Raw genomic sequence first — 24,987 nt, forward strand, 5'->3', positions numbered from 1 at the left:
GCGCAGCGGCACTCAGCCCGCCGCAGGCGAAACGGCGGGAAACGCCAAAAGGAACACGGGGCGCCGCGCCGGGCGCAACGGCGAGACGGAAGGTACGGCGCCGCAGCCAACAACGTGGGCGGACGGCCAAGCGCAACGGACGGGTGAGAGAGTGGTCGCATGAACGCAGCGGACACCACCACGGCGGCCCACGGTCCCGGCGGCATCGGCCACGCCGTCGTCATCGGTGGCGGCATCTCCGGGCTCGCGGCGGCGCACCGGCTGCTCGACGGCGGCGCCCGGGTGACCCTCCTGGAGGCTTCCAGCCGGCTCGGCGGCAAGTTGCGCGCGGGTGAGATCGCCGGCGTACCGGTCGACCTCGGTGCCGAGTCGATGCTGGCCAGGCGGCCGGAAGCGGTGGAGCTGGCGCGCGCCGTGGGGCTCGGCGAACGGCTGCAGCCGCCCGCCACCGCCACCGCCTCCCTGTGGACCCGTGACGCGCTCCGGCCGATGCCCACGGGCCATGTCATGGGCGTGCCCGGCGACCTCGGCCCGCTCGCCGCCTCCGGCGTGCTCTCGCCCGAAGGGCTCGCCCGGATCGCGGAGGACGCCCGGCTGCCGCGTACCGAGGTCGGTGAGGACGTCGCCGTGGGCGAGTACGTCGCCCGGAGGCTGGGCCGCGAGGTCGTCGACCGGCTGGTCGAGCCCCTGCTGGGCGGGGTGTACGCCGGTGACGCGTACCAGATCTCGATGCGTGCCGCGGTGCCGCAGCTGTTCGAGGCCGCCCGGACGCACCGCTCGCTGCTCGACGGCGTCCGCGATATCCAGGCGCGCTCCGCCGCCGCGGCCCACCAGATCGGGCCCACCGCCACGGGCCCGGTCTTCATGGGTATCGACGGAGGTGTCGGGACCCTCCCGGGCGCGGTGGCCGAGGCCGTACGCGCCAAGGGCGGGGAGATCCGCACCGGCGCGCCCGTCACCGAGGTCCGGCGCTGCTCCGACGGCTGGCGGGTCGTCCTCGACGAGGCCTCCCCGCTCACCGCGGACGCCGTCGTGCTCGCCACCCCCGCCCCCGCCGCGGCCCGCCTCCTCGCGGACGTGTGCCGGCCCGCCGCCGCCGAGCTGACCACCGTCGAGTACGCCTCGATGGCGCTGGTGACCATGGCCTTCCGCCGCTCCGACGTCGAACGGAGGCTGACCGGCAGCGGCTTCCTCGTCCCGCCCGTCGACGGCCGCAAGATCAAGGCGTCCACCTTCGCCGCCAACAAGTGGGGCTGGCTCGGCGCCGCCGACCCGGACCTGTTCGTGCTGCGCACCTCCCTCGGCCGCTACGGCGACGAGGAGGACCTGGCCCGCGAGGACGCCGAGCTGGTCGCCTTCTCCCGTGCGGACCTGCGCGACGCGGTCGGGCTGACCGCCGCCCCGGTCGCCGCCGAGGTCACCCGCTGGTACGGCGGACTTCCCCAGTACCCGGTCGGCCACCTGGGGCGGGTGGCGCGCATCCGGGAAGCCGTCGCGCAGCTGCCCGGCTTCCGGGTGTGCGGTGCGCTCTACGAAGGCGTCGGCATCCCGGCGTGCATCGCCTCGGCCCGTAGGGCCGCCGACGACATCCTCGGCACCCTGCGGCCGGGCCCCCTCGCCGACGAGTGAGAATGGATGACATGACAGACGCTCCCACCCCCGCAACCACACCGCAGGACGCCGCGGCGCCCGAGAAGGCCCCCCACGCCGGCAAGAAGGCCAAGGACCTCAACGAGGTCATCCGCTACACCCTCTGGTCGGTGTTCAAGCTGCGCGATGTCCTCCCCGAGGACCGCGGCGGCTACGCAGACGAGGTCGAGGAGCTGTTCGCGCAGCTCGCCGCCAAGGACGTGGTGGTCCGCGGCACGTACGACGTGTCCGGTCTGCGCGCCGACGCCGACGTGATGATCTGGTGGCACTCGGCGAGCTCGGACGCCCTCCAGGAGGCGTACAACCTCTTCCGCCGCACCCGGCTCGGCCGCGCGCTGACGCCGGTGTGGTCGAACATGGCGCTGCACCGCCCCGCCGAGTTCAACAAGTCGCACATCCCGGCCTTCCTCGCCGACGAGCGGCCGCGCGGGTATGTGAGCGTCTACCCCTTCGTGCGCTCCTACGAGTGGTACCTCCTCCCCGACGAGGACCGCCGCCGGATGCTCGCCGACCACGGCAAGATGGCCCGTGGATTCCCGGACGTCCGCGCCAACACCGTGCCGTCGTTCTCGCTCGGCGACTACGAGTGGGTGCTCGCCTTCGAAGCCGATGAGCTCTACCGCATCGTCGACCTGATGCGGCACCTGCGCGGCTCCGAGGCGCGGATGCACGTCCGCGAGGAGATCCCGTTCTACACGGGGCGGCGCAAGCCGGTCTCCGAGCTGGTCGCCGGTCTGGCCTGACCCGGATACGAGCCGAGGGCCGCCCTCCAGGGGCGGCCCTCGGTCTCTGCCGGTGCCGGGGCCTACTTCCCCGGGCGGGCGTGCGGCGCCCGGGTCATCGACTGGCCCGGCACCGGCTCCGGCCGCGGTGAGCAGTACACACTGTGCGCCGGGACCTTGCCGCGCAGCAGATAGGCCTCGGCGTAGGTGTTCACACAGGCGTTCTCGCCGAAGGCGATGCCGTGCGTCCCCGCGCCCTTCTCGGTCACCAGCGACGAGCCCGGGAACCGCCGGTGCAGCTCCCGCGCGCCCTCGTACGGCGTCGCCGCGTCCCGCTCGGCCGCCAGCAGCAGCACCGGCGGCAGCGCCCCGGGCTCGGTGCGGATGTCCAGCGGACCGTGCTGCCCGTGCAGCACCCCGTCGAGCTCGGACGCGGCGGCGCGTACGGCGGCGTCGGCCAGCTCCTGTGTCGTCTTGTGGTCCGCCCGGCGCAGCGCGGCGTCGATACCGTCCGCCGAGGTCTCCGTCTCCGACGCGCGCGGCCAGAAGGCGCACGGCAGGTTCATCCAGGCGTTGTCCCAGGTCTCGAACGGCGCGATCCGCGCCACCTTGGTGTTGTCCCGGTCCCAGGTCTCCCAGGAGCGCGGCCAGGGCGCGTCGTTGCACTCCACGGCCGTGTAGACGGCGTTGGTGTTCTCCTCGTCCTTGGCGGTCTGGGCCTGCGGCATGGCCTGGGCGGTCAGCGACTGGGGTTTGCCGTGCAGATAGTCCGAGAGAGCCTGGGCGCGCAGCGGCCAGAAGGCGTCGTTGTAGCCGGTCTTGAGGAACGCCGACTGCAGCTGTCCGGGACCGATCTTGCCGTTCAGCGGCTTCCGGCGGAGCTGGGCGGCGGCCTTGCCGTACGCCTGCTGGACGGCCTGCTTGGTCGTGCCGAGGCGGTAGGTGTTGTTGTGCTCGGCGACCCACTGCAGCCAGTCGCCCCAGCGGCGCTCGAAGGCGATGTTCTGGTCCAGGTTGTTGCGGTACCAGATCTGCTGCGGCGAGGGGTTGACCACGCTGTCGAAGACCATCCGCCGGACGTGGCCGGGGAAGAGCGTCGCATAGACCGCGCCGAAGTACGTCCCGTACGAGGCGCCCATGAACGTCAGCTTCCGCTCACCGAGGGCGGCCCGCAGCATGTCCAGGTCGCGGGCGTTGTTCACGGAGTTGTAGAACGGCAGGTCCGCTCCGGCCCGGCGGGCACAGCCGCGGGCGTACGCCTTCGCCTCGGCCACCTTCCGCTGCTTGAACGCCGCGTCCGGGTGCATCCGGGCGTCGGTGGGCGCCTTGGTGAACTCCTTGGGGTCCTGGCACGACAGCGGTGCCGAGCGGCCGACGCCGCGCGGTGCGTAGCCGACGAAGTCGTAGGCGCGGGCCAGCTTGCGCCATTTCGGGAGCGCGCTGTAGAGCGGGAACTCCATACTGGAGGCGCCCGGCCCGCCGGGGTTGAAGACCAGCGCGCCCTGCCGCTCGTTCGGCGCGCCGGCGCGGATCCGGCTCACGGTGAGCTTGATCTTCTTGCCTTCGGGGCGCGCGTAGTCCAGAGGAACGGCGAGTGTGCCGCACTCGACGGACGGCGGCAGATGCTCCGCCGCCGCACAGCGGCCGAACTCGATACGGTGCGCAACGGGCGCGGGCGGCGCCAGGGGCGCTGGGGGCGTCCCCGCGGCGCTGCCCGCCGGGGCAGTGGCGAGGGCGGTCACCATCAGCGACCCGACGGTGCCGTACAACGCAAGTGCTCTCACTGGCCGTCCCTTCGTGTCTGCATACAAAAGGGATAGTTGAGGTGCCGATTGGCGTTGTAAAGCACCGGATGCCGGTGTCGGAGGCTATGCCCCGGAAGAGTGGAGCGCGGCGCGCAGGGAGGGGGCGGGCTTCCGCCACTCGTACGAAGGGGGAGCCTTCGGCTTCGTGCAGCTTCGTGCAGCTTCGTGCGCTTCGTGTGAGGGAGGAGTCGTCACTCCCCTCCGCGAAGGGGGAGATTCACCCGCGTGTGAAGGCGTGCCGTACGGCTTGTGCCAGACGGGCCGAGGGACGCGCCGACGGTGGCCGTGGGCCCGCGCGATCCCGCCACCAGCGGGTCAGCTCCCGCCGTGCGGCACGCCCTTCGGGACGGCCCCGGGCCAGCAGATGTGCCGCGAAGTCCAGGGCATCCTGCCGGTGGCCGGCGTTCATCGGCCGGTGCCGCGCGTAGTCGGCGAAGGCCGTGCGGTAGTAGTCCGCGCCGAGGATCTCCGGGAGCTCGGGCGCCACCTTGGCGACGACCGCGGCCCGCTTGACTATGAGTGCCCGGCTCTGCACCCGCAGGCGGGCCCGGTCGAAGCCCTCGGGGGCCGGTGTGCCGGCGACCAGCGCGGACAGCAGCGCGGTCTGGGCCAGGCCCAGGCGCCGGCGGGCCGCGTCCGGGCCGGTGTTGTGGGCTGTGCCCTGCTCAGGCCGCCCGGACATGGCGGGCCTCCTTCCACACGGTACGGATCGCGTCGAGTTCCGCCGCCAGCTCCCCGCCCTCCGGGAAGTCGTCGTCGCGCTCCAGCAGCACACCGGGCGGGGCGGTCCGGGCGCACAGCTCGGCGAGGACGTCCAGCACCGGCCGGCTCACCGGGTGGGCATGGCTGTCGTGCCAGACCCCGTCCCGCTCCACCCCGCCCGCGACATGGACGTACGCGAGCGCCTCCAGCGGCAGCTCGTCGAGCGCGACGGCCGGGTCCTCGCCGCGGTTGACGTGGTTGGTGTGGAGGTTGGCGACATCGATGAGCAACCGCACCCCGGTCCGCTCCACCAGCTCGGACAGGAACCGGCCCTCGGTCAGCTCCTCGCCCGGCCAGCTGATCAGGGCGGCGATGTTCTCCAGCGCCAGCGGCACGGGCAGGGCGTCCTGGGCGATCCGGACGTTCTCGCAGAGTACGTCCAGGGCGTCACGGGTGCGCGGTACCGGCAGCAGATGCCCGGCCTCCAGCACGGGAGAGGCGGTGAGCGGCCCACCGGCCCGGACGAATGCGATGTGCTCGCTGACCAGCGGCGCGCCCAGCACCTCGGCGCGCTCGGCGAGGGCGGCCAGCCGGCCGGCGTCCGGGCGGTCCGCCCCGCCGAGACCGAGCGAGACCCCGTGCGGGATGACGGTCGTGCCGCGCTCGCGCAGCTGCCGCACGCCGTGGGGCAGATGGCCCGGGCAGATGTTCTCCGCCACCACCTCGACCCAGTCCACCGCGGGCAGTTCCGCGATCTCCGCGGCGATCTCCGGCCGCCAGCCGATGCCCGTACCCAGGCGCTCCATGGCTTCCCTCCCCTTCCGCTACGTGAACGGCACCGACTTGCGGGCAGTCCCGCCCCTCTTGCGTCACCCACGCCCGGCTGTCGAGCCGGTCGGCCGAGTACGGAGGTACTCATGCCGCGCCGAGCAGCGCCGAATCCCGCACCGGCCGAGTTCAGAGCTTGATTTGAGCTTGGCCCGCACCGGCCGGACACCGCGACCGCCGCGTCCCCTCCGCTCACCGTCACCCGCCCGGCAGCAACGCTCTGCGCAGCGCGGGGTGGTCCGCGACAACCGTGCAGGAGCCCGGGGCGATCTCCGTGAACCCGGCGTCGCGCACCACGGGCAGTCCACTGCGGGTCAGTGCTTCCCACTCCGCGGGCTCCGCGGACCGTACGGCCAGCGTGAAGCCCGTCGCGCGCCAGGCCGCCCGCTCCTCCTCGGACAGCTGCCACCACGCCAGCTGGGCCCCGTGGCCGGCCTGCGCCATCTCCTTGCCCGCCGACATCTCCAGCGCCGGGTTGAGCCACAGCACCGGAACCCCGTCGGCGGGCGGTCCGGGCGGCTGCGGATCGTCCAGCTCGGTGCCCGAGACCTGAAGCCGCGCCAGGTCCTTCGGCCAGGCGTCCAGGGGCACCGGCGGATACACCCGCACCTCGGCGCCGCCGCCGTGGACCGTGATCCCCGGCAGCGCCTCGGCCCGCCGCCACTCCGCGCCGCGGGCCCGCCGCACGACCTTGCGTATGCGGCTGTCCTGCCACTTCCGCACCGCCTCGGCCCACTCGCCGTCGCCCGCCGCCCGCCCGTCCGACAGCAGCACCAGCACCGCCCGCGCGGCCGTCTCCAGCGCGTCCGTTCGCGCCGGCGGCGCGGCCCGCTCCAGCCGCGCGACCAACGGCAGCACGAACTGCGGCGCCGCGTCGTCCCGGCCGGTCACTTCCCGCCCGGCCTGCTCTTCCGGTCTTTCGGGCGCCCGCTGTTCCCGCTGGTCCGGCTGCTCTTTTCGCTGGAGCGGTTCGGCGGAGCTGTTGCCGGACTGCTGCCCGGCGGTCTCGGTGCTGGTCACGTGTTCAAGTCTGGCAGCCCCCACTGACACGGCCACCGATGCCCCATGGCATGGGCAGTGCCCGCCGGCGGTATCTGCACGTGGTGACTGCAGCGGTGCCTGCCGGCAGCAGTGCTGCGAGGGACGAGGAGGCAACTGCGGCCGCCGGGCCCGGGGTTCGTACCGTACGGAGGTGCCGACCGCGCCCCCCGACCGGCGTCGGACAGGAAGTCCGGCTACCGTCGGGCATGGCGCAGCGGCGGGGGAACGCCGCACTCACCGGGAGCACCGGCCGGCGCCGGACGGCGCCGGGGACCCCGGCGGGGGAGCGGAGGTGTCGGCACATGAGGCTGGACGCGGTAGGGCGGCGCTACGGGGTGCGCGGGCCCTGGGTGCTACGGGACGTGCGGCTCGACGTGCCCCCGGGCGCGCTGCTGCGCGTCGAGGGGACCAACGGCAGCGGGAAGTCCACCCTGCTGCGACTGTGCGCGGGCCTCGACCGCCCCAGCGCCGGCCGCATCACCGGCCGTCCGCGCACCGCGTACGTCCCCGAACGGTTCCCGGCCACCCTGCCGTTCACCGCCCTCGGCTACCTCACCCACCTGGGGCGCATCCACGGGCTGCGCGGACCCGAAGCGGCCCGCCGGGCGGCCGAGTGGCTCGACCGCTTCGGAGCCGCCGGGCACGCCCGTACCCGGCTGGCCGAGCTGTCCAAAGGGACGAGCCAAAAGGTCGCGGTCGCCCAGGCCCTGCTCGCCGAACCCGAACTCCTCGTCCTGGACGAGGCCTGGACCGGCCTGGACCACGGCGCCCGCGCGGTGCTCGACGAGGTGGTCGCCGAGCGGGTGGCGGCCGGCGGCACCGTCGTGTTCGTCGACCACGACCCGCAGCGGCTGGCCGGTGCGGCCGACGCCCGGTACCGGGTCGCGGACGGGCGGCTGCTCGCCCAGGAGGACAGCGGCCCGGCGGCGGGAACGGAGCCGGCGACCGGCCCCCGCGTGGTCATCGAGGCCGAGCGCGCACCGGGTGGCGCGCCGCTCCCGACCGCGGGAGGGCCGGGGCGGCGGCCGGATGCCCTGGAGGACCTGCCCGGGCGGCCGGAGATCACTTGGGGGCCGGACGGTACGACCCGGCTGACGGTCCCCGCCGTCTCCTCCGACGCCCTGCTGCGGACGCTGCTCACCGCCCGTCCGCCCTGGCACATCCGGGCGGTCACCCCCGCACCGCCCCCACCCGGCGCCCCCGGCTCACTCGACGTCCTCGGCTCACTCGACGTCCTCGGCTCACTCGACGTCCTCGGCTCACCCGGCGTCCCAGGCCCACCCGGCGCCCCCGCCCCGGCCGTTGGACCGTACGCGTCCCCGGGGCCCCACCCGGTTTCCGCTCCCCGCACCGCTGCCGAGCACCACGGTGCTCCCGACCCCGACGAGGCTCCGCACCCGTGATCGCTCTCCTCCGCTACCAGGCGGCGCTGCTGGCCGGCTCGTACCGCTGGCTGCCGCCGGTCATCTGCTACGCCGCCTTCCTGGCCATCGGCGTCCAGAGCGGCGACCCCATCCTCGACGCGTTCGGCTGGGCCGCCGGCGGCCTGCTGCCGGTCGCCGTCTGGCTCACCCGGGTCTGCGTCACCAATGAGCCGCCGGCCGCCCGCGCCTGCGCCGCGGCCGCCGCCGGACCCGGCCGGGTCCACCTCGCCGGCGTTCTGACCGCGGCCGGTGCCGGACTGCTGCTCGCGCTCCTCGGGGCGGCTCTGGTCGTGCTGGTGTCCGACCCGCGCTCCGCCGACCACCACGTCGACGTCCCGGTCCTCCCGGCCGCCGGCGCCGGGCTCCTCGCCGCCCTCGCCTGCGTGCTCATGGGCACGGCGATCGGCGCCCTGTGCAACCGGCCGGTGCTGCGCAGCCCCGGCTGGGGCATCCCGGCCGGCCTGACCGCCGCCCTGCTCCTGCTCGTCGTGGGCGCCTCCCCGGCCAACGCCGCCGTCTCGGGCCTGGTCACCGGCTCCGCCCACGGCACCATCAGCACCCCCTGGCTGCCGCTCGCCGCCACCGTGCTGATCGCCTCCGCCGCCACGGCCGTCGCCTGCGGGCTCAGCTCACGCCGCAGCTGAACGAACGGGACGAGCCGCCCCCTCAGTGGCGCCAGGGCCCTCAGTGGTGCCAGGGCCCTCAGTGGTGCCAGGGCCCTCAGTGGTGCCAGGGCCCGCGCACTGCGAACGTCGTCCCCGGCGTATAGCAGTTGACGTACATCGTCCGGTGGCCGGGCGAGAAGGTCACTCCGGCGAATTCGCCCCACTCCGGCCTCTCCTGCGTGCCGATGTTCTGCCGGCCGCGGGCCATCGGATAGACCTCGCCGCGCCGGGTGAGGCCGAAGACATGCTGGGCGCCGTCGCCGTCCTCGCAGACCATCAGGCCGCCGCCGGGCGCGAGGCAGATGTTGTCGGGGGATTCGCCGGGGTGCTGGAGGTCGGTGCCGGGGCCGAAGACCACGACCTGGGTGAGCCGGTGCCGCCGGGGGTCGTACTTCCAGATCTGCCCGTAGTGGTCGGCCGCCGAGCCGTCGGCCCGGTGCGCGAAGCTGGAGACGAAGCAGACGCTGGAACCGCCCCAGTAACAGCCCTCCAGCTTCTGCGCATGGGTGATGCCCCCGGGGCCGAAGTCCTGGAAGCGGATGGGGGTGCGGCGGGCGAGCGGGTCGGGCACGTCCACCCATGCGACGTGGTCGAAGGCGGTCCCGGGCTCCTGGATGGTGGACAGGTCGGGAACACCGGGTACCCGGAGCGCCTGGAGGCGGCCACCGGCCCGGAGCGAACCCCGGCCGCCCTTCGGCTGGTTCGGCAGGAAGCGGTAGAACAGGCCGAACGGCTTCTCGAAGGCATCCTCGGTCTCGTAGACGATGCCGGTCCCGGGGTCCACGGCGATCGCCTCGTGCTGGAACCGGCCCATCGCGGTCAGCGGTACCGCACCGGTCCGGAGCGGATCGTGGGGATCGACCTCGAAGATGAAGCCATGGTCCTTGGTGTAGTTCTCGTCACCGGCCCGTAGCTCGGTCTCTTCGCAGGTCAGCCAGGTGTTCCAGGGGGTGGGGCCGCCCGCGCAGTTGGTGGAGGTGCCGGCGATGGCGACCCGTTCGGAGCGCACCGTGTCGTCCTCGTCCAGCTCCAGGACGGTGCAGCCGCCCTCGCCACCGGGGTCGTAGGTCAGCCCGGCGGCGTGCGGGACGGGGGAGCGGGAGTCCGTACGGTTCTCGTGGTTCCGGACGAGGCAGGTGCCGTGGGACCGGCGTCCGGGAGGACCGGGGAAGGCCGCCATGCCGTCGCAGTTGCTGGGCACCTTCCCCTCCCCGGAGGGCAGCGGGTCGCCCTCCTTGGACAGCACCCGGTACCGGAAGCCTTTGGGCAGGTCGAGCAGACCGCCGGGGTCGGGGACCAGCGGGCCGTAGCCCCGCTTCCCCATGCCCTGGGCGGTGGCGCTCCCCGCGAAGATCTCCGTGAGGCTGCCGGAGAAGGCGACGGATACCCCCAACGCCCCGGTTCTCGCCAGGATCTGACGTCGTGTCGCGGACATGGGCTGCTCCCCGTTGGCGGAAAGTGACGTGTCCCGCCTGTGGTACCACGCACCCGGCCCGCCGGGAACCTACCGGGGCTCGCCGGTCGCCGGCGGCCTGATCGCCAGCGGCTTGGCGTCGCGGGCCAGTGCGGTCAGCCGGGAGATCGCCCGGAAGTACTTCTTCCGGTAGCCGCCGCGCAGCATCTCGTCGCTGAACAGCTCGTCGAAGGCCTTCCCGGAGGCCAACACCGGCACCTCCCGGTCGTAGAGCCGGTCCGCGAGGACCACCAGTCGCAGTGCGGTGGACTGGTCGGGTACGGCCTGCACATCGGTGAGGCAGACCGCTTCGATGCCGTCGCACATCGCGCCGTAACGGCTGGGGTGCACCTTCGACAGATGCGTCAGCAGGGACGGGAAGTCGTCGAGCGAGGCGCCGGGCGTGCGGTACGCCGCGCGGGTGACGGTCTCGTCGTCGTACGGGGCGGGCGCCTCGGGCAGACCACGGTGGCGGTAGTCCTCACCGTCGATGCGCAGCGGGCGGAAGTGGGCGCTCAGTCCCTGGATCTCGCGCAGGAAGTCGGCGGCGGCGAACCGGCCCTCGCCGAGCTTGCCGGGCAGGGTGTTGGAGGTGGCGGCCAGGGCCACACCGTTGTCCACCAGCTTGCCGAGCAGGGTCGAGACCAGGACCGTGTCGCCCGGGTCGTCCAGCTCGAACTCGTCGATGCACAGCAGCTTGTGGTCACTGAGCGTACGGACGGTCTGCTGGAAGCCGAGCGCGCCGACCAGGTTGGTCAGCTCGACGAAGGTGCCGAAGGCCTTGCGCTCGGCCGGGGCGGGGGTGGCGTGCCACAGTGAGGCGAGCAGGTGGGTCTTGCCGACGCCGTAGCCGCCGTCCAGGTAGACGCCGCGGGGGCCCTTGGGGGCGGTGGCCTTCCTGGGGCTCCTGGCGAACCAGCGTCGCCGGCCGGCGGCCTTGCCGGTCCCGGTGCCCGCTCCGGCGTCGATGCTGTCCGCGAAGTCGCTCAGCACCTGCACGGCCTGGCCCTGGCTGGGCTGGTTGGCGTCCGGGATGTACGTGTCGAAGCGCGCGTCCTGGAAGCGCGGCGGGGGCACCATCTCGGCGACCAGGCGGTCGGCCGGGACGTGCGGGGCGCGGGCGGTGAGCGCGGCGGGGGAGGTGCCGGGGGAGCTGCCCGGGGAGGTGCCGTCCCCGCCGGCCGGCGGTCCGGCTACCGGGTCGGTCTGCGGGGAGGAGGGCGAGGAGGGCTGGGAAGGCGACACAGCTGTCCAGCCTATCTCCTCGCCGGTATCCGCCGGTCCGCCGAGCGAGGCATGTCACACTGCGGCCATGCGACGCCTGTTTCCCCTCCCTGACCTGCTCGTACCCGGCCCCGGCGGTACGGCGCCCAGCGCCGGCGGCACGGCCCCCGGCTGTGGCGGAACGGCCTCCGGCTCCGGTGACACGGCCTCCGCGGCGGTGCCGACCGACCTCACCGACCGGGAGTGGACGCTGGACGAGCTGGCCGACGCCTACGCGTATCCGGGAGCGGACGACCCGGCACACGCGGGCCGCTCCGGGCCGTCCGCCCCCGTATGGCTGCGGGCCAACATGGTGTCGTCCATGGACGGCGCGGCCCACTACGAGGGCCGCTCGCAGCCGCTCTCCAGCGCGGCGGATATGCGGATCTTCGGGGTGCTGCGAGGCCTGGCGGATGCCGTGGTGGTCGGTGCGGAAACGGTTCGCCAGGAGGGTTACCGGCCGGCCCGCGCCCGGGAGGCGTTCGCCGCCCGCCGGGCCGCCGCCGGCCAGGCCCCGGCGCCCGCCATCGCCGTGGTGACCGCCGGTCTGGACCTGGACTTCACCCTCCCCCTCTTCACCGAGCCGCTCACCCCCACCCTCGTCCTGACGGGCGCCGGCGCACCGGCCGATCGGGTGGCGCAGGCCCGTGCGGCGGGCGCCGAGGTGCTGTTCGCCGGTGAGGGGCCGGGCGTCGATCCGGCGCGGGTGCCGGCGGTGCTGGCCGGACGGGGACACACCCGGCTGCTCACGGAGGGCGGGCCGAGGCTGCTGGGGCAGTTCGCGGCGGCCGGTGTGCTGGACGAGATGTGTCTGACGCTGGCACCGGTGGTCGCCGTCGGGGAGGCGCCGCGCATCATGAGCGGGCCGGCCGTCCCGGTTCCCGAGCGGTTCGCTCTGGCGTCCGTACTGGAGGAGGCCGGGTTCCTGTTCACTCGCTACCGCCGGTCCTGACATTCGGCGGAATTATCTGTTCCGCTTAGCTTCCGTTGGGCACACTAAACCCCAACAGGTCCCGTGTGGCGACGGGGCAGGATGGTTTCTGTCGGGCGCCGCGCACCGCTGCGCCCCGAAGAGAAGAAGGGCGTCCGTCGTGTTCACGAGCGTATTGATGATCGAGAAGCCTCTGACGCCCGCCGACGTCGAGTTTGTGACCACCCTGCACGGCGACGACCGGATCTCGTTCGTCGTTCTCATGCAGCCCCGCGGCAAGCAGGACGTACTGCTCCGAGCCATCGACGACGTCGCCCTCGGCGAGTTCGACGACGCCGTACGGGAGGGGGGTGAACCGGCCGGCGAGGCCGCGGAGGCCCCGGCCCAACTCGCCCTCTCCCGGACCCTCCAGGCCCTGCGCGACGCCGGCGCCGAGGCCGTCGGGCAGGTGGTCGCGGACCACCCGCTGGACCTGCTGCGCACCGTCGTCGACGAGACCGGCGCGGACGAGGTCATCGTGCTGACCGCCCCGCACTTCGTCGAGGAGTTCTTCCACCGCGACTGGGCCTCCCGCGCCCGCCACAAGGTCGGTGTGCCCGTGCTCAAACTCTTCTCGCACGCCGCGGACGACCAGCCTGCGAGCTGACCGCGACGGGCCCGGGGCGGTGGCCGGCGCCCGTCCCCGTCACCCGAGAGCTTCCTCGGGGATCCAAGAGCTCCCTTGAGGACCCAAGAGATTTCTTGGGGTTATGCAAGAAAACCAAAGGATTGACTTGATCTGCCGGTCTCGCCGATGATCATTCCGGGCCCAGGGCGGCAACCCGTTCCCGCCCCCGCTGCCGAGTCCGGAAACGGCTGAGGCGACGGGACGGGTGCCGACCCGCAACCTGGAGAGGACGCCCGGCCATGCAGCACAGCGGAGCAGCACCGCTCACCGGCGGTTTCGCAGGACCGCACGCACCCGTCCGGACCGTCGCCGTGCTCGGCCCCGGAGGGATCGGCGGCCTGCTCGCGGCGCTGCTCTCGCGCGCCGGACACCGCGTGATCTGCCTCGCGGGCGAGGAGACCGTCCGCACACTGCGCCGGAGCGGGCTCCGGATACGCAGCGGCCGGTACGGCGCCTTCACGGCCGACGTCGAGGCGGACACCGCGTTGCGGGAGCCCGTAGACCTGTGCCTGGTGACGGTCAAGCACACCGCGCTGGACGCGGCGCTCGACCGGGTTTCGCCCCAGGCCCTCGGCGACGGCCTCGTCCTGCCCCTGCTCAACGGCGTCGAGCATCCGGCTGTCCTGCGCGCACGCTACGGCGCGCACCGGGTCGTCCCGGCCGCGATCCGCGTCGAGTCCACCCGCACGGCCCCCGGTGTGATCGAACACGGCAGCCCGTTCACCGAGATCGACCTGGCCGGCCCGCGGGAGCGCCTCGACCCGCTCGCCGCACTGCTCACGGCCGCCGGTGCGGACACCCGCGTCATGCCGGACGAGAACACCGTCCTCTGGGGCAAGCTGGCGTTCCTGGCCCCCTTCGCCCTGCTCACCACCCGCTACCGGCTGCCCATCGGCACGATCCGCACCGAACGGCGCGCGGAGCTGGCCGCCCTGGTCGAGGAGACCACCGCCGTGAGCCGGGCGTGTGGCGGTCCGGCGGACGCCGCCCAGGTCCTGGCGCGCTATGACGCGTTCCCGGCCGGCAGTAAGTCGTCCATGCAACGCGACGCCGAAGCGGGCCGTCCGCTGGAGCTCGACGCGATCGGCGGAGCCCTGCTCCGGGCAGCCGAGCGACACGGCATCCCCGCGCCGCTCGCGACGCGGCTCGTGGCGGAGACGGCGTAGCTGCTCATGGCGGACAGGGCGTAACTGGGGTCGGTACAGCCGGAGTTCACGGCCGACGAGGCCGGCGGGGCCGGTGGCTCATCGGCATTTCAGCGAGGTTTCATCGGCGGTGGCTAGCGTCGCGCGGACATCGGCGGTCTCGTCGTCACTGCGCGAACCGCTCGGTGTTCTGTAGCGAGGACGTGCCTGTACAGCGAGGACGTGCCGCTGTCGGAGTACGTGCCGCTGCGGCAGGACGTGCCGCCGCAGGAGCACGTGCCACTTTCCGACCAGGAGGTCATGGTGAGCGAGCACCACCCCACCCGCAGGGGGATCCTGAAGGCCGTCGGCGGGCTCTCCGCGGCGATGGCTCTCGGAGGCGGGAGCGTCGTGGCGACGGCGTCGCAGGCCGGTGCGGCCGACGGCGGTGCCGGGCTGCGCGTCAAGGAGCGCAACGAGGAAGACCCCCGTATGTGGTACTACCGGTTCGAGACCGACGCCATCGGCTGGGACATCGGACCCGCCGTCAACGTCCTGCTCCCGGACGACTACCACAGCAGCGGACGCACCTACCCGGTCCTCTACCTGTTCCACGGCGGTCTGGGCGATTTCATGGAATGGGACCGGGCGGCGGAAGGAGGCATCCGCGCCTACACCGCCGGCCGGCCGCTCATCGTGGTCATGCCCGACGGCGGGCAGGCGGGCTGGTACTCCGATCCGGTCAGCTCCAACGTGGGCCCCCGGAACTGGGAGACCTTCCATATGCACCAGTTGCTCCCGTGGATCGAGGGGAACTTCCGGACGTACGCCGAGCCGGACGGCCGCGCCGTCGCCGGGTTCTCGATGGGCGGCTTCGGGGCGCTGAAGTACGCGGTCAAGTACCCCGACCGGTTCGCCTCGGTGAGCGCCCACTCCGGCCCGCCCAGCCTGCGCGGCGACCTCGGTGCCGTCGCCCACTGGGCCAACGTGTCCTCCGCGGTGAAGGACCTGGCAGGCGGCACGATCTACGGCGAACCGTGGGACGAGGCAAAGGTCAGCGCCGACAACCCGATGGAGCACATCGAGAGCTTCCGGGACAAGCGGATCTTCCTGGTCGCCGGCACCAGCCCCGACCCGACGGACCCGTTCGGCTGGGGCAACGAGACCGAAGTCCTCCGCGGCCAGCGGGAGTTCAAAGCCGCCCTCGACGGCGCCGGCATCCGGCACGAGTCGTACGAGGACGGCGGCGGACACTTCCCCCGCCCCGACCGGGTCAGGGCCGACATCGAGGGCATCGTCGACCGGCTCCGCAAGGCGTAGCGGCGCGGGCCGCAGCACCTCCGGCCGCTGCGGCCGCGCCCGCCCCCTACGCCCCGTACCGCCCGCACGCCCGTACGCCCGCGGTCCACGGCCGGGCCGTGTGCCCCCGAGGTCTACGGCCGGGCGGCGCCTGCCCGAGGGTGCAGCCGGCCGTCCCGTACCTCGGCGATCTCGTCGGCCGCGTCCAGATGGGTGTGGTCGTGGGTGACCAGCACCGTGGCGGTGGCCCGCTGGTGGGTGAGGATCCGCAGCAGATCGAGGACCGCGGCGCCGCGTTCGTGGTCCAGGGCGCTGGTCGGCTCGTCCACGAGCAGTACGGCGGGGTCGTTCATCAGCGCGCGGGCGATGTTGACGCGCTGGCGCTGACCGCCCGAGAGCTGATGCGGCCGCCGGTCGGCCTGGCCCTCCAGGCCGACCGCCGCCAGCAGCTCCAGCGCCCGGGACCGCGCCTCGCGGGCGGAGCCACCGTCGAGATGCGCCATCACCTGCAGCTGTTCGGCGGCCGTCAGCGAAGGCAGCAGATTCGGCTGCTGGAAGACCGTGCCGATCCGGGCGCGGCGCAGCGCCGTCAGTTCGGCGCGGCCGAGGCCCGTGGTGTCCGTGCCGTCGATCACCACCCGTCCGCGGTCCGGGCGGATCAGCGTCGCGGCGACCGCGAGCAGGCTGGACTTCCCGGAACCGGACGGGCCGATCACGGCGGTCAGACACCCGGCGGGTACGGAGAGCGAGACCTCGTCCAGTGCGGTCAGCCGGGCGTCGCCGTCGGGGTAGGTGAGGGTGACATCGGTCAGTTCAAGGCGTGCCGAGGTCGCCGGACCACCCGGGCTCGTCGGATTCATCGGATGCGTTCGACCCATCGGACCCATCGGGCTCATGGTGTTCGTCGGGTTCGTCGGGCTCATGGGGCTCATCGGGCGCTTCCCAGGGCGGTGAGGGGGTCTACGGACGTGATGCGGCGGATGGCGAGGGCGGCGCCCACGGCCCCCAACGCGATCATGATCAGGGACGGGAGCAGGACGGTCGTCGGGTCGAGCACGAACGGCACGGTGCCGCCGATTCCGGCGCCCACGGCCGCCACCACGGCGGTGCCCAGTCCCGTGCCGATCACCAGCAGGGCGACCGCCTGGCCGAGGGCGTCGCGCAGCAGATAGCGGGTCGAGGCGCCCAGTGCCTTGAGTACGGCGATGTCGCCGCCGCGCTGGATCGTCCACACCGTGAAGAACGCGCCGATGACCAGTGCGGAGATGGCGAACAGGAAGCCGCGCATGAGCTGGAGGGAGCCGTGCTCGGCGGCGTACGAGCCGATGGCGTTCAGGGCGTCGTCGGTGCTGACGGTCCTGGTGCCGAGCCGCTCGTCGGCGGTGGGCAGGCCGGCCGACGCGGTGGTGGAGAGGGCGACCACGGTCGCGCCCACGGCGGGGCCGGGGCCGGGCGTCAGCCGCTGCCAGTCGCCCAGTGACGTCCAGACCACCGGCGTGTGGCTGTACATCGCCGGGCCCGACACCGCCGTGACGCGGAGCGCCCGTCCGCCGAGCGTCAGCGCGTCCCCGGCGCGTACGCCGAGCGAGGAGGCGGCCTTCTCGGACAGCACCACCGACCCGTCGGCCACCTGCCCGGAGGCCGGACCCAGCCGGGAACCCGGCCGCACCCCGAACACCGACACCGCGGCCGTCCGCCCGCCCGGCCCGGCCTTCCCCGCCTCGCTGCTGCCTGCCGTGGCCGTGCCCGGCTCGGCCGTTCCGGCCTCGGCCTTGGTCGTCGCGATCCCCAGTGGCTCGGCGCTCCGTACGCCCGGTACCCGCGCCCACTCCCGTACGGTCCGCTCCGGCAGCCTGGAGTCGGTGAACTTGACGCCGCCGTCCCCGGCGGGCGCCGAGAAGACCAGGTGGTCGGCGGGCAGCGCGGTGATCGCCGAGGTGTTCTCCCGGCCCAGGCCCGCGGTCAGCCCGGACAGCAGGCCCACCAGCACCGTGATCAGCACGATCACGGCGCCCATCAGCGCGAACCGCCCCTTGGCGAATCTCAGGTCTCTCCAGGCGACGAACACCGGTGCTGCCATCCTCAGGTCCGGGCGCCGGGCCCACTGCCCGGCGGCTGGTCCCCACCCTCGCCCCCGGAAGGGGGCCCGGGCATCGCGCCGCGGAGGGGTTCACCGGCGTCGAAGGGTGTGCCCCGGCATCAAACCTTCGGTTGATGCCGGTGGCGGTAGCGGCCCGTAGCCTGAAGAGGCCGTGACCGAAGAAGCCGTGACCGATCACTCCCTCACCCCCGTCGTGCGGGTCCTGCGCAGCTGCCTCCATCTGATGGTGGCCGCGCTGCTCGCGCTCGCCGCCGTACGGGCGGTCGTCGACCGCATTCCGGGTGCCGCGGCCGTGATTGTCACCGCCGTCGCGCTGTTCGCCGTGTACGTGGCGGGCCCCCGGCTGCCGCGCGTCCGCACCTCGACGGGCGTCGCGGGCCTCTGGCTCGGTACCGTGGCGGCCCTCTGGCTGGTGCTGCTCGCCCTCACCCCGGACGGCGTCTGGCTGGCCTTCCCGCTCTTCTTCGTGCAGATGCATCTGCTGCCGCCGCGCTGGGGGCTGCCCGCCGTCGCCGCCACCACCCTCGCCGCCGTCGCCGGATTCGGGTGGCACACCCACACCCTCAGCGTGGGCACGGTGCTCGGCCCCGTCCTGGGGGCCGCCGTCGCGGTCGCCGTCGTCCTGGGGTACGAGGCCCTCTACCGAGAGAGCGAACAGCGCCGCCGGCTCATCGAGGAGCTGACCGCGGCCCGCAGCGAACTGGCCGCCGCGGAGCACTCCGCCGGGGTCCTGGCCGAGCGCGAACGGCTGGCCCGGGAGATCCACGACACCCTCGCCCAGGGCCTGTCCAGCATCCAGCTGCTGTTGCGCGCCGCCGAACGCGCCCTGCCGGAGCGGCCCGGAACGGCCCTCGGCCATGTCCGGCAGGCCCGTACGGCCGCCGTCGACAACCTCGCCGAGGCCCGCCGCTTCGTCCGGGCGCTGAGCCCGCCCGACCTGGAGGCGGGGTCCCTGCCGGCCGCCCTGGAACGGCTCTGCGCCACCACCGCCCGCACCTCCGGGCTCGCCGTGCACTGCCAGGTCTCCGGCGCGCCCACCGCGCTGCCCACCCCGCACGAGGTGGCCCTGCTGCGCATCGCCCAGTCCGCGCTCGCCAACACCGTGCAGCACGCCCGGGCCGGCCGTGCCGAGCTCACCCTCAGCTACATGGACACCGAGGTGGCACTGGACGTCGTCGACGACGGCGCCGGGTTCCTGCCCGCCGAGGTGCCCGCGCCGGGCTCCGCGGCGGCCCGCGGCACCGGCTTCGGCCTCGCCGCGATGCGCGCCCGGGCCCGCGCGCTACAGGGCACCCTCGCCGTCGAGTCCGCCCCCGGGGAGGGCACCGCCATCGCCGTCACCCTGCTCTGTCCCGCCGCGCCCGCCCCACCGGAGACCCCCTCATGACCGCCCCGGACCCGACCCCGGAGACCGCCCCGGACATCACCCCGGAGACGGCCCCCGACCCCGCCCCCGATCCCACTTCGGGGACCACCCCGTATGCCGGCCCCGTCCGGCTGCTGCTCGCCGATGACCACCCCGTGGTGCGGGCCGGGCTGCGCGCCGTCCTGGAGACCGAGCCGGGCTTCGAGGTCGTCGCCGATGTCGCCACCGCCGAACGGGCCGTCGAGCTCACCGCCGAGCGCACCGTCGACGTGGTCCTCATGGATCTCCAGTTCGGCGGCCGGATGCTGGGCTCCCAGGCCACCGCCGCGATCACCGCCCGCCCCGGTGCCCCGCGCGTTCTGGTCCTCACCACGTACGACACCGATGCCGACATTCTCGCCGCCATCGAGGCCGGCGCCACCGGCTACCTCCTCAAGGACGCCCCGCCCGAGGAGCTGGCCGCCGCCGTACGCACCGCCGCGGCCGGGAAGTCCGCGCTGGCGCCCACCGTCGCGCTGCGGCTGATGGACCGGATGCGTACGCCCGCCGCCGCGCTCTCCCGCCGCGAGACCGAGGTGCTGCAGCTCGTCGCCGACGGCCTCTCGAACGCCGCGATCAGCAAGCGGCTCTTCCTCAGCCAGGCGACGGTCAAATCCCACCTTGTCCACATATATTCCAAGCTCGGAGTGGACTCCCGTACGGCCGCGGTCGCCGCCGCCACCGCACAGGGCCTGATCCGCCGCTGAGGGCCCGGGAACCGGCCTGCGGACCGCCCGGCGACCGTCGGACGGCTCCGGCCGTGGCCCATGAATCGCTGCTGCCGCGGCCCATGGCCCGCCGCTGTCAGTGCCGGGTGCGAGAATCATCGACAGCACGAGAGCAGGACGACAGACAGCAGCACGAGCAGCACGACAGGTGTGACCGCACGGACCGCACCACCGCTCGCGATGATCGACGATCAGGGAGACGCACCATGGCACCCGCCATCCCAGCCTCGATGGACCGGCCGCACTTCATCGGCATCGGCGGAGCCGGTATGTCGGGTATCGCCAAGATCCTCGCGCAGCGCGGCGCCCAGGTGGCGGGCAGCGACGCCAAGGACTCCGCGACCGCCCAGGCCCTGCGCTCCCTGGGCGCCACGGTCCACCTCGGCCACGCCGCCGAGCACCTCGCCGCCGACGCCACCAGCGTCGTGGTCTCCTCCGCGATCCGCCCCGACAACCCCGAGCTGGCCGCGTCCCGTGAGCGCGGCATCCCCGTCGTGCACCGCTCCGATGCCCTCGCCTCCCTCATGGACGGCCTCCGCCCCATCGCCGTGGCGGGCACCCACGGCAAGACGACGACGACCTCCATGCTGGCCGTGTCCCTCGCCGCCCTCGGCCTCAAGCCCTCCTACGCCATCGGCGGCGACCTCGACGCACCGGGCTCCAACGCCGAGCACGGCGCCGGCGAGATCTTCGTCGCCGAGGCCGACGAAAGCGACCGCAGCTTCCACAAGTACGCGCCCGAGGTCGCCATCGTCCTCAACGTCGAGCTGGACCACCACGCCAACTACGCCTCGATGGACGAGATCTACGAGTCCTTCGAGACCTTCGTCGGCCGCATCCGCCCCGGCGGCACCCTGGTCATCGCCGCCGACCACCCCGGCGCCCGCGAGCTGACCGCACGTATCTCCGGCCGCCACGACATCCAGGTCGTCACCTACGGCGAGTCCGAGGACGCCGACGTCCGCATCCTCAAGGTCAACCCCCGCGGCCTGACCAGCGAGGTCACCGTCACCCTCACCAGCGGCAAGATCCTCACCTTCACCGTCTCGGTCCCCGGGCGGCACTACGCCCACAACGCCGTCGCCGCCCTGGCCGCCGGCGTCGCCCTGGACCTGCCGCCGCACAACCTCGCCTCCGCGCTCGGCAAGTACACCGGCGTCAAGCGCCGCCTCCAGCTCAAGGGCGAGGCGGGCGGGGTCCAGGTCATCGACTCCTACGCCCACCACCCCACGGAGATGGCCGCCGACCTGGAAGCCATCCGCGGCGCCGCCGAGAACTCCAGGGTCCTGGTCGTCTTCCAGCCGCACCTCTTCTCCCGCACCCAGGAACTGGGCACGGAGATGGGCCAGGCGCTCGCCCTCGCCGACGCCTCCGTCGTCCTGGACATCTACCCGGCCCGCGAGGACCCGATCCCGGGCATCACCAGCACCCTCATCATCGACGCCGCACGGGCCGCCGGCGCCGAGGTCACCCCGGAGAGCGACCAGGCCGCCGTCCCCGGTCTCATCGCCGGAATGGCCAGGCCCGGTGACCTTGTTCTCACCATGGGCGCGGGCGATGTGACCGACCTCGGCCCCGCCATCCTGACCCGCCTGGGCCGCTGAGCCCGGACCGCCGAGCTGAGGAGAGGGACACCAGATGCCGTACGAGATCGACAAGCCCGACGAGCAGTGGCGCGCCGAGCTGTCCCCCGCCGAGTACCACGTTCTGCGCGAGGCCGGCACGGAACCGGCCTTCGTCGGCGAGTACACCGACACCAAGACCGCCGGAATCTACTCCTGCCGCGCCTGCGGAGCCGAACTGTTCCGCTCCGACACCAAGTTCGAGAGCCACTGCGGCTGGCCGTCCTTCTACGACCCCAAGGACAGCGACGCGGTCGAGCTGGTCGAGGACCGCTCCCACGGCATGGTCCGCACGGAGGTCCGCTGCGCCCGCTGCGGCTCCCACCTCGGCCACGTCTTCGAGGGCGAGGGCTATCCGACCCCGACGGATCAGCGGTACTGCATCAACTCGATCTCCCTGCGGCTGACTTCGGACGAGGGCTGAGGCCGGTGCCCGCGGCAGCGTGGGCATCGCCGGGGTACGGGCCACAGGGGCAATGAGCTGATCTCGGCGCCCCGGGGCCCATCCGGCAGATCATGCAAGTCGCCCGCACGGTGCGGCGATTGCCCATACCATGTCTCCCTTGTGACGCAGAGAAGCGTCCGTGTGACTGGGGGTGTATGGGGTGGCGCTGGACGGGCCGAGCCTGGGCAAGATGCTGGACGACGTCGCGGCAGGGAGGATCCAGCTGCCCGACTTCCAGAGGCAGTGGAAGTGGGATGACGATCGCATCCGTGCCCTGTTGGCGACGGTGACGCTCGACTATCCGCTGGGTGTCGCCATGACGTTGGAGACCGGCGGTGAGGCCCAGTTCAAGGCCCGGCCGCTGCACGGCACCGAAGTGGACCCGGCCGTCGTCCCGGAACAGCTGCTGCTCGACGGGCAGCAGCGGCTGACGTCCTTGTTCCAGGCGCTCAAATCGAAGCGTCCGGTGGAGACGACCGGTGCGCGGAGCAAGCCCCTCAGGCGCTGGTACTACATCGACATCGCCAAGGCAGTGGATGACACAGCGGACCGGGACGAGGCCATCCTTTCCGTCCCGGAGGACCGGGTCGTACGGAGCGCGTTCGGGCGTGGCCCGGCCTGGAACCTTACGACGCGGGAGAAGGAGTGCATGAGTGGTCTGTTCCCGTTGAATCTGATCTTCGAGCCGGAGCAGACGGGAAAGTGGCAGCGTGACTATGTCAGCGGCGCCGACGACCGCTGGGACGTGTGGTCGGCGTTCCAGGCCCGGGTCATCGACACGGTCAAGGGTTTCAAGGTCCCGTTGATCCGTCTGCCGAAGGAGACCCGCAAAGAGGCGGTGTGCTCGGTCTTCGAGCGGGTGAATACCGGCGGTGTCGTCCTCAACGTATTCGAGTTGCTCACCGCTACCTACGCGGGTGACGTGCAGTTTGCCGAACGCAGCGGCGGCGAGGACTTCAGCCTCATCGAGGAATGGCGGGCGATCAAAGGCGCGCTGTGCTCCGACTACCCGGTGTTCGGGACACTGGACAAGGAGAGCGGCCAGGAGACCGGGCTCACCAGCCTGGACTTTCTCCAAGCCATCGCCCTGGTGCGAACGTACCGGCGCAAGAAGGATTTCCTGGCAGAGCATCCAGGTGCGATGAACGCCCCGGCGGTGAGCTGCAAGCGGCGGGATCTGCTGCACCTCCCGCTCGCCGACTACACGCAGATCGCGCCGAAAGTGGCGGAGGCGCTCTCCTGGGCCGGCCGGTTCCTGGGTACCCAGCACGTGTTCCGTGAACGCGACCTGCCGTATGGATCTCAGGTGGTCCCCCTCGCGGCAATCGGGGTAATCCTCGGAGCCACAGTGGAAGAACCGGGCGTCCCTGAGAGACTGGCACGCTGGTACTGGTGTGGCGTGCTCGGGGAGCTCTACGGAGGGGTCACGGACACTCGGTTCGTCCGGGATGTCGAGCAGGTGGTCGGCTGGATCAGGGACGGTGGTCCGGAGCCCGACACCATCACGGAAGCGACCTTCCAGGAACAGCGCCTGCACCGGCTCACCTCTCGCAACAGCGCGGCCTACAAGGGAATCTACGCTCTCCTGATCAAGGAGGGGGCAATCGACTGGGTTTTCCACGGGGAGCCGATCAGTGAACAGTCGGTGATCGGGCAGTACGTGGATATTCGTCAGGTCTTCCCGAAGGCGTGGTTCGAGCGCAACGACGTGGACAGTACCTGGATGAACAGCATCGTGAACAAGACCCCGCTGTCCTACCGGGCCCAGCAGATGATGGGAGCCAGTGAACCATCGGCCTTCCTGTCCGCCTTCGAGCGGCATATCGGCAGTCCGGGTGACTGGTTCGATGACATCGTCAGCACTCATCTGATCGACCCCAAGACGCTGCGCGCGGACGATTTCACGGCTTTCTACCGGGACCGGACAATCAGGCTGCTGGGGCTCGTCGAGCGGGAGATGGGAAAGGCCGCGGTCCGTGAGGGGGCGAGCGATGGCGACGCCGGATGACGCGACCATCAAAGGACTGGAAGGCACTACCCTGCCGATCCGTGAGATTCTGTCCTTGTGGGGTTTTCGGGTCCGTGACCACGCATCCGTCCCGCAGATCGAACTCGATCTGCGAAATGCCGGCCTGACCACAACGCCGGACTTTTCCGTCGGCTCACTGAACAACGAGATCGCCGTCGTCCCGGCCACCCGCGAGAAGGGCAGTTTCATCGCCGGCGACGATGCGGACAGTGCGCCCGCTCCGGATACCGGCGACGGAATCGAGGACGTTGACGAATGCGTCGGCCTGTTCCCGCAGGCGGCCATGCGAGTCCACGACCTGCCGTCGGCCCATCGGGTCGCATCGATCGCACCTGACGAGCCGCTCCCGCTCGCGATGGGAAGGATGGCGGAGCACGGATATTCACAACTTCCGGTGCTCGACATCGCGGGTACTCTGCATGGGGTCATTACCTGGGCCTCGATTGCCCATATGCATGCGACCGGTCGCCAGCCGTGCCTCGCCAGCGCGATCACCAGCGAGTACGAGATCGTCAATGCGTCGGCCCACCTTCTGCCGGTGCTACCGCTCATCCAGACTCATGAATTCGTCCTGGTGCGGGCTGCGGACGGGCGGGTGAGCGGCATTGTCACCTCCGCTGATCTTGCTGGCGAGTTCGGTGCGGTCGCCCGCCCGTTCTTCACCCTCGGGGAGATTGAGCGGCGACTCCGGCGCTCTCTGGGCCGGGTCTACGGAGAGGCCGACGTCCAGAAGGTGCACAAGAAGAAGAGATCCGTCGAAGAGATGATGTTCGGTGAGTACATCCGGCTCCTGGACAACGAGGAACGCTGGGGAAAACTGGGCTGGCCCGGCGTCGACCGGGAGCATTTCATCGGGCTGCTCAGTCGCGTGAAGGACGTCCGCAACACGGTCATGCACTTCAATGCGCCGTCACTCAGGAATGAACAACTCAACCTGCTCGACCGCTTTGTGCACATGCTGCGCCTGTACGACCCGGACTACGGAGCGGCCGCATCCTGAGGAAATTGCCCTGCGGCTGACCGCTGACCGCTGATGGTTGATGAGTGGTGACGCGGGGGGGGGAGGGGTGACGCGGGGCCAGG

Annotated in this window: 19 protein-coding genes and 2 pseudogenes; 14 read left to right on the top strand and 7 right to left on the bottom strand. The window is 72.4% G+C overall.

What is annotated here, in order from left to right; all coding sequences use genetic code 11:
* Positions 1-159: 159 nt before the first annotated feature.
* Both hemG and hemQ read left to right on the top strand, forming a co-directional pair.
* Entirely contained in the window at positions 160-1,629 is a 1,470-nt protein-coding gene (gene hemG / locus AZE13_RS11255) for a protoporphyrinogen oxidase (protein WP_066929732.1), read from the top strand.
* A 2-nt stretch (positions 1,630-1,631) separates the two neighbouring features.
* Positions 1,632-2,393: a hydrogen peroxide-dependent heme synthase gene (gene hemQ, locus AZE13_RS11260; RefSeq protein ID WP_398780131.1), complete on the top strand. Its 762-nt coding sequence runs from the start codon at positions 1,632-1,634 to the stop codon at positions 2,391-2,393.
* A gap of 62 nt (positions 2,394-2,455) precedes the next feature.
* Here the strand turns inward: hemQ and AZE13_RS11265 are convergent, their stop codons facing one another.
* The 3 genes and pseudogenes from AZE13_RS11265 to AZE13_RS11280 all read right to left on the bottom strand — a co-directional run bounded on the left by AZE13_RS11265 (position 2,456) and on the right by AZE13_RS11280 (position 6,598).
* Positions 2,456-4,117 (bottom strand): alpha/beta hydrolase, encoded by a 1,662-nt coding sequence (locus tag AZE13_RS11265; protein ID WP_258527772.1) that lies wholly within the window; start codon positions 4,115-4,117, stop codon positions 2,456-2,458.
* 277 nt (positions 4,118-4,394) lie between these two features.
* Positions 4,395-5,685 (bottom strand): annotated as a pseudogene (locus AZE13_RS11275) (DUF692 domain-containing protein).
* A 220-nt stretch (positions 5,686-5,905) separates the two neighbouring features.
* The gene (locus tag AZE13_RS11280; protein ID WP_066930608.1) at positions 5,906-6,598 is read right to left on the bottom strand and encodes an aminoacyl-tRNA hydrolase; all 693 of its coding nucleotides are present in this window, start codon (positions 6,596-6,598) and stop codon (positions 5,906-5,908) included.
* Positions 6,599-7,050: 452 nt separating this feature from the next.
* Between AZE13_RS11280 and AZE13_RS37990 the strand changes: the two are divergent.
* Positions 7,051-7,941 (top strand): annotated as a pseudogene (locus AZE13_RS37990) (ATP-binding cassette domain-containing protein); the annotation flags it as partial.
* 206 nt (positions 7,942-8,147) lie between these two features.
* Positions 8,148-8,816 (top strand): ABC transporter, encoded by a 669-nt coding sequence (locus AZE13_RS37995; RefSeq protein WP_066929740.1) that lies wholly within the window; start codon positions 8,148-8,150, stop codon positions 8,814-8,816.
* A gap of 76 nt (positions 8,817-8,892) precedes the next feature.
* Here AZE13_RS37995 and AZE13_RS11295 read toward each other — a convergent pair whose 3' ends face one another.
* Complete coding sequence (locus AZE13_RS11295) at positions 8,893-10,272, bottom strand: alkaline phosphatase PhoX (protein ID WP_066929742.1); 1,380 nt, start codon at positions 10,270-10,272, stop codon at positions 8,893-8,895.
* 69 nt (positions 10,273-10,341) lie between these two features.
* Complete coding sequence (gene zapE / locus AZE13_RS11300; RefSeq protein WP_066929743.1) at positions 10,342-11,535, bottom strand: cell division protein ZapE; 1,194 nt, start codon at positions 11,533-11,535, stop codon at positions 10,342-10,344.
* Between the two features lie 67 nt (positions 11,536-11,602).
* Here zapE and AZE13_RS11305 point away from each other — a divergent pair, with 67 nt between their 5' ends.
* From AZE13_RS11305 to AZE13_RS11320, 4 genes are all read left to right on the top strand, one after another.
* Complete coding sequence (locus AZE13_RS11305) at positions 11,603-12,505, top strand: pyrimidine reductase family protein (RefSeq protein ID WP_079123903.1); 903 nt, start codon at positions 11,603-11,605, stop codon at positions 12,503-12,505.
* Between the two features lie 139 nt (positions 12,506-12,644).
* Positions 12,645-13,130: an indole-3-glycerol phosphate synthase gene (locus AZE13_RS11310; RefSeq protein WP_066929745.1), complete on the top strand. Its 486-nt coding sequence runs from the start codon at positions 12,645-12,647 to the stop codon at positions 13,128-13,130.
* A gap of 260 nt (positions 13,131-13,390) precedes the next feature.
* A complete protein-coding gene (locus AZE13_RS11315) occupies positions 13,391-14,317 on the top strand; it encodes a ketopantoate reductase family protein (RefSeq protein WP_066929747.1) in 927 nt (308 codons plus the stop codon).
* Between the two features lie 279 nt (positions 14,318-14,596).
* Positions 14,597-15,595 carry an alpha/beta hydrolase gene (locus tag AZE13_RS11320; protein WP_066930610.1) on the top strand — a complete coding sequence of 333 codons (999 nt, stop codon included), beginning with the start codon at positions 14,597-14,599 and terminating at the stop codon, positions 15,593-15,595.
* Positions 15,596-15,708: 113 nt separating this feature from the next.
* Here AZE13_RS11320 and AZE13_RS11325 read toward each other — a convergent pair whose 3' ends face one another.
* Together AZE13_RS11325 and AZE13_RS11330 are read right to left on the bottom strand one after the other, a co-directional pair.
* The gene (locus AZE13_RS11325; RefSeq protein WP_066929749.1) at positions 15,709-16,434 is read right to left on the bottom strand and encodes an ABC transporter ATP-binding protein; all 726 of its coding nucleotides are present in this window, start codon (positions 16,432-16,434) and stop codon (positions 15,709-15,711) included.
* A gap of 68 nt (positions 16,435-16,502) precedes the next feature.
* Positions 16,503-17,642 (bottom strand): ABC transporter permease, encoded by a 1,140-nt coding sequence (locus AZE13_RS11330; RefSeq protein WP_066929750.1) that lies wholly within the window; start codon positions 17,640-17,642, stop codon positions 16,503-16,505.
* Positions 17,643-17,826: 184 nt separating this feature from the next.
* On the opposite strand from AZE13_RS11330, the gene AZE13_RS11335 reads away from it, so the two are divergent.
* The 6 genes from AZE13_RS11335 to AZE13_RS11360 all read left to right on the top strand — a co-directional run bounded on the left by AZE13_RS11335 (position 17,827) and on the right by AZE13_RS11360 (position 24,904).
* Positions 17,827-19,062 (top strand): sensor histidine kinase, encoded by a 1,236-nt coding sequence (locus AZE13_RS11335; protein WP_107288311.1) that lies wholly within the window; start codon positions 17,827-17,829, stop codon positions 19,060-19,062.
* A complete protein-coding gene (locus AZE13_RS11340; protein WP_258527744.1) occupies positions 19,059-19,787 on the top strand; it encodes a response regulator in 729 nt (242 codons plus the stop codon). The genes AZE13_RS11335 and AZE13_RS11340 overlap by 4 nt, the downstream gene beginning before the upstream one ends.
* A gap of 227 nt (positions 19,788-20,014) precedes the next feature.
* The gene (gene murC, locus AZE13_RS11345; RefSeq protein WP_066929752.1) at positions 20,015-21,412 is read left to right on the top strand and encodes a UDP-N-acetylmuramate--L-alanine ligase; all 1,398 of its coding nucleotides are present in this window, start codon (positions 20,015-20,017) and stop codon (positions 21,410-21,412) included.
* A gap of 34 nt (positions 21,413-21,446) precedes the next feature.
* A complete protein-coding gene (gene msrB / locus AZE13_RS11350) occupies positions 21,447-21,854 on the top strand; it encodes a peptide-methionine (R)-S-oxide reductase MsrB (protein ID WP_066929754.1) in 408 nt (135 codons plus the stop codon).
* Between the two features lie 181 nt (positions 21,855-22,035).
* A complete protein-coding gene (locus AZE13_RS11355; RefSeq protein WP_258527745.1) occupies positions 22,036-23,883 on the top strand; it encodes a DUF262 domain-containing protein in 1,848 nt (615 codons plus the stop codon).
* Positions 23,867-24,904 (top strand): CBS domain-containing protein, encoded by a 1,038-nt coding sequence (locus AZE13_RS11360; protein ID WP_066929756.1) that lies wholly within the window; start codon positions 23,867-23,869, stop codon positions 24,902-24,904. Before AZE13_RS11355 ends, AZE13_RS11360 begins: the two co-directional genes overlap by 17 nt.
* Positions 24,905-24,987 lie beyond the last annotated feature (83 nt).

Origin of the sequence: Streptomyces sp. NBRC 110611 (genome assembly GCF_001590865.1) — a bacterium.
Taxonomy (GTDB): domain Bacteria; phylum Actinomycetota; class Actinomycetes; order Streptomycetales; family Streptomycetaceae; genus Streptomyces.

Excerpts from the sequence above, each read along its gene's own strand:
- AZE13_RS11265 (WP_258527772.1), bottom strand. The coding sequence starts at position 4,117 with ATGGTGACCGCCCTCGCCACTGCCCCGGCGGGCAGCGCCGCGGGGACG.
- AZE13_RS11295 (WP_066929742.1), bottom strand. The coding sequence starts at position 10,272 with ATGTCCGCGACACGACGTCAGATCCTGGCGAGAACCGGGGCGTTGGGG.
- AZE13_RS11320 (WP_066930610.1), top strand. The coding sequence starts at position 14,597 with ATGGTGAGCGAGCACCACCCCACCCGCAGGGGGATCCTGAAGGCCGTC.
- AZE13_RS11325 (WP_066929749.1), bottom strand. The coding sequence starts at position 16,434 with ATGAATCCGACGAGCCCGGGTGGTCCGGCGACCTCGGCACGCCTTGAA.
- AZE13_RS11340 (WP_258527744.1), top strand. The coding sequence starts at position 19,059 with ATGACCGCCCCGGACCCGACCCCGGAGACCGCCCCGGACATCACCCCG.
- AZE13_RS11360 (WP_066929756.1), top strand. The coding sequence starts at position 23,867 with ATGGCGACGCCGGATGACGCGACCATCAAAGGACTGGAAGGCACTACC.
- msrB (WP_066929754.1), top strand. The coding sequence starts at position 21,447 with ATGCCGTACGAGATCGACAAGCCCGACGAGCAGTGGCGCGCCGAGCTG.
- murC (WP_066929752.1), top strand. The coding sequence starts at position 20,015 with ATGGCACCCGCCATCCCAGCCTCGATGGACCGGCCGCACTTCATCGGC.
- AZE13_RS11305 (WP_079123903.1), top strand. The coding sequence starts at position 11,603 with ATGCGACGCCTGTTTCCCCTCCCTGACCTGCTCGTACCCGGCCCCGGC.
- AZE13_RS11315 (WP_066929747.1), top strand. The coding sequence starts at position 13,391 with ATGCAGCACAGCGGAGCAGCACCGCTCACCGGCGGTTTCGCAGGACCG.
- hemG (WP_066929732.1), top strand. The coding sequence starts at position 160 with ATGAACGCAGCGGACACCACCACGGCGGCCCACGGTCCCGGCGGCATC.
- hemQ (WP_398780131.1), top strand. The coding sequence starts at position 1,632 with ATGGATGACATGACAGACGCTCCCACCCCCGCAACCACACCGCAGGAC.